At 38.0% G+C, this 6000-nt stretch carries 6 protein-coding genes and 1 pseudogene; 2 read left to right on the top strand and 5 right to left on the bottom strand.

Annotated features, from left to right (window positions below):
* Positions 1 to 2 precede the first annotated feature (2 nt).
* Positions 3 to 728 (top strand): hypothetical protein, encoded by a 726-nt coding sequence (locus tag F7D73_RS11345; RefSeq protein ID WP_367383715.1) that lies wholly within the window; start codon positions 3 to 5, stop codon positions 726 to 728.
* Positions 729 to 786: 58 nt separating this feature from the next.
* Here the strand turns inward: F7D73_RS11345 and F7D73_RS11340 are convergent, their stop codons facing one another.
* The 5 genes from F7D73_RS11340 to F7D73_RS11325 all read right to left on the bottom strand — a co-directional run bounded on the left by F7D73_RS11340 (position 787) and on the right by F7D73_RS11325 (position 4552).
* On the bottom strand, positions 787 to 1527 hold the full coding sequence (locus F7D73_RS11340; protein WP_153098206.1) for an NERD domain-containing protein: 741 nt from the start codon (positions 1525 to 1527) through the stop codon (positions 787 to 789).
* Positions 1528 to 1539: 12 nt separating this feature from the next.
* Positions 1540 to 1983 (bottom strand): hypothetical protein, encoded by a 444-nt coding sequence (locus tag F7D73_RS11335; protein WP_153085324.1) that lies wholly within the window; start codon positions 1981 to 1983, stop codon positions 1540 to 1542.
* An 18-nt stretch (positions 1984 to 2001) separates the two neighbouring features.
* A complete protein-coding gene (locus tag F7D73_RS16390) occupies positions 2002 to 2124 on the bottom strand; it encodes a hypothetical protein (RefSeq protein WP_367379489.1) in 123 nt (40 codons plus the stop codon).
* Positions 2125 to 2243: 119 nt separating this feature from the next.
* Positions 2244 to 3467 (bottom strand): transposase, encoded by a 1224-nt coding sequence (locus tag F7D73_RS11330; protein ID WP_153124789.1) that lies wholly within the window; start codon positions 3465 to 3467, stop codon positions 2244 to 2246.
* Between the two features lie 122 nt (positions 3468 to 3589).
* Entirely contained in the window at positions 3590 to 4552 is a 963-nt protein-coding gene (locus F7D73_RS11325; RefSeq protein ID WP_117694737.1) for a CfxA family broad-spectrum class A beta-lactamase, read from the bottom strand.
* A 140-nt stretch (positions 4553 to 4692) separates the two neighbouring features.
* Here F7D73_RS11325 and F7D73_RS11320 point away from each other — a divergent pair.
* A pseudogene (locus tag F7D73_RS11320) lies at positions 4693 to 5115 on the top strand (IS1380-like element IS942 family transposase); the annotation flags it as partial.
* Positions 5116 to 6000 lie beyond the last annotated feature (885 nt).

Raw genomic sequence — 6000 nt, 5'->3', positions numbered from 1 at the left:
CCATCTATGGCACAGTTGAGAGATTGGAGCAGAAAGTCGATGAACTTTCTGCCTCCACAAAGAACGCAGGAGCGGAAACCGTTCCTGCAAGTAATGACATAACCAAGTTGGATAAGTCAATCAATGCGATGTTTATCAAAGAAGAGGAAGTCAGAGGTAAAATATCCAAATTAAGAGATGCCATTGTCGTTTTTGCTGACCTTATTAAGGTTGAACTTGGCAAAAATGAGCAGCGAAGCAAGTTCTTGGTTGATGCAGTCAAGCAGATGAGACAAGGGAATGATGTTTCCTCGAAGGCATTGCAGGACAAACTTGAAGTGATGAACAAATCACCTCAAAAGAAGGTTGTAACCCATCGCTTCGAGCCAACCTCAAAGAAAGTTCTTCTTTTCATTGGAGGCTTGGCTCTATCCCTTGTCCTCTCCATTTGGGGCAATCTCACCCAATGGCGAGAGCACCAAGATTGGGAGGAGGCAGACTTGAAGTATAGGGCATTGAAGATGGTGCTTCCATCCGATGACCCGAATGTTAGTTACATCGAAAAGCATTTTTCTGTTTGCCGAGATGAGAAAGTTATAGATGATGTAAGAAATCGTGTTGCTGCCTACGAGGATTCTATTCGCCATCATCATGAAATGGTTGAAATGGCTACTTATAAAGATAGTATAGCCAATAAGCTTTTGCAAGAATCAAATCGCATAAAACGGGCTATCAAAAGCTCAAAATAAAGTTTCTGGAAACTAACTATACTAAATGAGAGGGAAATAAACTTAATACATTCCCCTCTCATTTATTTAGTGTAAACTTGCATTTAGGATAGTTTGAACACCCATAAAAAGAGCCATATCTTCCTTTGCGTAAAACTAACTGACCACCACATTGTGGGCAAACGCCTTGCCTTATTAAACTCTTTGCTCTATATTGCCTGTCGTGAACATTATGCTTGTGCTGTCTTATTTCTTCCTTGTCAGCTATTGTGTAATATCGTTGAATAGTATTGATAATCCAATCTACTTGTGTAGCATTTAGAATAATGTCATGATATTGAGATATTGCCCAATTTAAATTACATCTGTTTACAACTATATGGTTACTGACATGAACTTTCAACTCTGCTGAATTATTGAAAACAACAATCGGAATTAATGGAATGTCAACAGAACATTTAAGCAAATGGCGAAGAAATCTTACATGTCCCTCATTCTGCTTTATAGGATTGTAAAATTGGTGTTTACTTTTGTAGATGACCTGCGTCCAATATTCAGAATTCTCGCCACCTAATATCCAGCCTTTATAACCCTTTGTCTCTATAACGAATACCCCATAAGGTGACACGACGATATGGTCAATTTGAGTTGAGTGTCCATTACTCTCAAACAAAAAATCATTGAAAATTGTGTACTCATCTGGTAGTTGTAACATTTTCTTATGCACCAACTTCTCGGAATATTTACCTTTCCACATTGGCATCTTCAATTTAATGAAGATAGCCAATGCAAAGAATACTATCAAACAAATTATTGCCATATTCTGCCAAAGCTAATATATTCGTTTAATCCATCTTTTGCTTGCTTCAAATCCCCATTGGACATGCCATTTTCTACCTGTAACCTTGTCTAAAAGGATAAATTGATACATATTCTTTGTTGGATACAATTCAAATGTTCCACACCCTGTTTCAAGAGACAAATCTTCATCGTTAAGGGTAACAGAGCCTTCTTTGCCATCATCTAACGACCATTGCACAACATCTATTTTCCCCGTACTTGTGTCTAATTGCAGAAAGTTGTAGATGTTCTCTGTTGGATAGAGTTTGTATCTGTCAAGACCGTGTATGCGGAAATCCACGTCTTCCAATAGGTCATGTATCTTTATCAATGTCGAATCTTTTGCAATCTTAGTAGTTTGCGAACCTAACTTACTTTGTGCAGTCGCTCCTAATGTTATAAGCAGGGAGCAAAATATTAACATAAATCTCTTCATAGCTACATTCTAATTTGATTACTTGAATTTCTCCCAATCAAGATTGAAAGAATCGTTGTTTTGTGAAAGCCATATAAGGTATTGTCGGTCTGTTTTGCAAACCTCCTCGATGGACTTTCCTTTATATTTCCCGAAGCTCATTATATCATTAGGACCAAGTGTTGGTCTATTCTCCATATGATATTCCAATACCTTATCGACATCGGTATATAAGTGTTGGGAATCTTATTTCAATAGTTCGTTAATAATTCAATAATGTGCTAAGCAGCTATACGCTGTAAGCACGAGAGATCTTTGAAAATCTTGCTAATTAAAGTTCGGTTCGGGATGTACCCGCATGCTTTAAAAATTCGTCTCACCAGATAAATGTTGGTCATCAGTGACTTGAATGAAGACATAGAATATTCCATTCCCATCTCCTTCATAGTTACCTTGGCAACATTTAGTGATGTGAACGAAGCATTGAAAGCAAAATCGAGTTTCCACTTATCGCGAGCCTGGCAGTCCATAAGACCAGTATAGCCTTTGGCGTCACGAAAGCAAAATTCGATCTGAAACCTGGTTCTATAATAAAGAAGAACCTCTTCACCCGAAAGTGAGGTGTCTGTAGAGAAGAATAGTTTCTTCTTGCCATTCGGCATCTGCCAGATGACAAGTCTAACTTTACACTTGAGTGCCTTGGAATAGGCAATCAAAGTATAAGCTGTTCCTTCTATATCTTTCATCTCCATCTTCTCCATTCGAGTGAGGTCAAGATTCTTCATATCAATTTTGCCATCCTTGGTCTTGGGGCGACCACGTTTTCCAGTACGTGGACCAGCATAGACATAAAAGAGACAAGCATTGTCACGAAAGCGGCTTATCAAAGAGAACCCTTCTTTCTTTATCCCATTAACAAATGTACTTGTAGAGAAGTAAGCATCTGCAACTATGAGGGTTGAGAGTTTGAGAAGTTCCTTGCGATAACGCTTAATGACGCCGATATAGAAATCTACCATAGTCTTGTTTCTAAGACTCAGTTCTTTATTACTTAGCGACTGGTGGGCTCTTAACATCATGCAGTCTTTGGTATCAATATCAATGAGGCCAATACCCATGATTTCGAGACCATGTTTAACAGACTGTGCACATCCCGACCAAAAACGACCGATATGTGGAGTCTTCTTGCCAGCTTTGCTGATGTAACTGGGATCAATGGCAATAGCCCATCTTCCCTGTTTACCAAAGAAGCGCTTGGCAAGTGAGACATTAAGTTTGAGCCAGTCTATGCTTTTCGACTTTTTCAAGCCGAATGCGTTGCGATAGGTTTGCTCAACATGCGAGCCATACCTCCCCATTTGGGTGAAATTTATCTTTCTTGGTATTACCATGAACAAAATTATCACCTCGATGAGTATTTTCTCGAAACTTTTTGTTAACTTTGCAGCCGAATCTTCAACTGCATCTTTAAAGATATCCATATATTGGTCAAGTCCTGTATTCATGTAATATTGTATTTGTCGTGATCTACAAAGTTACTGAAAATCAGCGACTTGACCAACTTTTTACAGTTAAGTTTTCATAAGCATTTCTTAATATAAGTTATTGATTTACAGACGATTAAATATTAATTTAACGCAGTATTGATTAATAAAGAATATACTACCGCTGATATATGCGCAACAAATTGTGACGCTTGTGATTCATTTCCCTTGAAATCCTTAACAAATACAGCTAAGGTATAGCAGACCTTATTAGGCAGACATATATAGGCTACATCATTCTGAGCTGCAAGAATACCATTTTCATTGACATCACCAGAACCTGTCTTATGTGCTATTACAACCCCTTCTTTATCAAGAAGTGGAGCTACTATCCTATCTATACCTGTTTTACATTCTTTCAATGCATTCTTAATGAAATCTTGTTTCTCATTACTGATAAGACTTTCTGTAAACAAACGATTCATCAACATTGCAGCACCAAGAGGAGATGTGTAATTAGAGTAAGCTTTGTCATGGTCAGCGGACATTTCCTCTTCTGTATAAGCTATCTGAAAACTCGAACGTGGTATGAGTTTCGCTATAAAACTGTCTGTTTGTGCAGTATTGAGCATATTCTTAAACATGATATTGCTTGCATTATTGTCGCTCTGGGAAAGAGTATAGCGCAACAGATCTCTTACTGTCAACGATATAACTGGTGCTGAATAATCTTTCATCATAGGGCTCCATGTCTTTGGATCAAGTTTTTCCCTATTTATCTTTACCAAGGTATCAAGGGAAAGGCCTTTTTTGTCAAAATCATTGCAAAGAGCTAATGCCTGATGAACCTTAAATACACTCATCATAGGATAAATGCTTTTATTATTAACACTAACCGTATCTGTGTTATTAATAATAACCGCCACACCAATTTCACCAGGACAAGCCGAGACAATCTGAGAAATGCTATCAGTCAAAACATCTGTTAATGGAGGATTCGCGCTACCTTTTGTAGCTGATTTATGGGACAATGAGAACACCAAGATGAAGATGCAAACTAAAGCTATACACAAAACTACGATTTGCTTTTTTCTGTTTTTTTTCATGTTTCTTAATTCCGCAACACTATAGTTTAACATTATTTATAAGTGCCTGAGCAACAAAAAGTTGCCCAGGATTTTGCCATGTCAGAATTTTCACTTACCTTAGTGTTGCGAAAAGAAGACAAGCAAAACTCTAATATGACATGGCAAAGATACAAATTAAATCTGAGAAACTCACTCCTTTTGGGGGAATTTTTTCGATTATGGAGCAATTTGATGCTCTTTTAGCTCAAACCATAGATTCCACCTTGGGATTGAGATGCACTATGTTTGGTTATCAATATAGCGAGATTCTACGCTCTCTGATGTGCGTATATCTTTGTGGTGGCTCATGTATTGAGGATGTTACAACTCACCTGATGAAACATTTGTCTCTTCATCCAACTCTTCGCACTTGCAGCGCAGACACCATATTACGTGCTATCGAAGAACTGACTTTTAAGAGCATCACCTATAAGTCTGCTTCTGGCAAATCCTATGATTTCAATACTGCAGACAAGATGAACTGCTTACTGGTCAATGCCCTGCTTGCTACTGGTCAATTGAAATCCGGTCAAGAGTACGATTTTGGATTGCGTGCCACCAGCAGAATCAAGACCTTTGTTTTCAAGTTCATCTCTGTTCCTGCGAAATGGATTAAGACATCACGTAGGCATGTATTGAACATTTACTCAGACGACAATGCTTATGCCAACCTGTTCAAGACAGACTTTGGTTAAAGGCCATGCTTTTCTGGTTAAACCGGCGTATTACCTCAAGTCGCTTTATGGAGTAAGGGGATTTTGTGTTTACGACGTTTCTGTTATGCCCAAGGAATATGTACAATAAAAGAATTTTTGTCGTTTTACAAGCAAAATCCCACGAAACCCTATAGGTTGCGGATTTGAGGGTAAGACTAATTGTTAAATATATATGAGTTGTTTGTCGTAGCTCATATATCCAAATAAAAAGTAAAGCCTCATCTTAGTACACATCGTTGAGAGGAGTGGTGGAATTTATAGCTACAAAAATGTGGCTTTAATTCGCCTTCTCCAAATATTTTCTAAGAAACCAGCTTATCGGGTAGAGAATTTTACGCAAAAGTTCTAAATTCCATAAATTTCTCCTAGATAGTCATGGGATATTTAGAAAAATATCGTATCTTTGTCCCCGAATTGAGGCGTTCTTTGCATATTGCAAAATACAGAAACGAGCAGAAGTCCGCTCGTTTCCATATTGTTACCTATATAATATAGGCAAACGCCCAACTTCTTGATTTTCAATCAAAGTCCAATTTAGAGCGAGTTAGTCTTTTTAACTAAGTTTCAAATCGTAAGCTGCTGAAAATCGCTCCTTATCACATGCCAAATTTTGGTAGATACCGAAAATCTTCGTATCTTTGCACCGGCAATCGAAGGAAACGCCTTATGTGCCTTCAAACGGTTATCTATGATGACCCAGGCGGGGGATAA

It is taken from the genome of Segatella copri (genome assembly GCF_009494395.1).
Taxonomy (GTDB): domain Bacteria; phylum Bacteroidota; class Bacteroidia; order Bacteroidales; family Bacteroidaceae; genus Prevotella.
The sequence above is the reverse complement of the archived record's forward strand: the minus strand, read 5'-3'. Positions and strand labels throughout refer to the sequence as shown.

What these genes read in the sequence shown, in the direction of transcription:
- F7D73_RS11330 (WP_153124789.1), bottom strand. Translation starts at nt 3,467, where the DNA reads ATGAATACAGGACTTGACCAATATATGGATATCTTTAAAGATGCAGTT.
- F7D73_RS11325 (WP_117694737.1), bottom strand. Translation starts at nt 4,552, where the DNA reads ATGAAAAAAAACAGAAAAAAGCAAATCGTAGTTTTGTGTATAGCTTTA.
- F7D73_RS11335 (WP_153085324.1), bottom strand. Translation starts at nt 1,983, where the DNA reads ATGAAGAGATTTATGTTAATATTTTGCTCCCTGCTTATAACATTAGGA.
- F7D73_RS16390 (WP_367379489.1), bottom strand. Translation starts at nt 2,124, where the DNA reads ATGAGCTTCGGGAAATATAAAGGAAAGTCCATCGAGGAGGTTTGCAAA.
- F7D73_RS11340 (WP_153098206.1), bottom strand. Translation starts at nt 1,527, where the DNA reads ATGGCAATAATTTGTTTGATAGTATTCTTTGCATTGGCTATCTTCATT.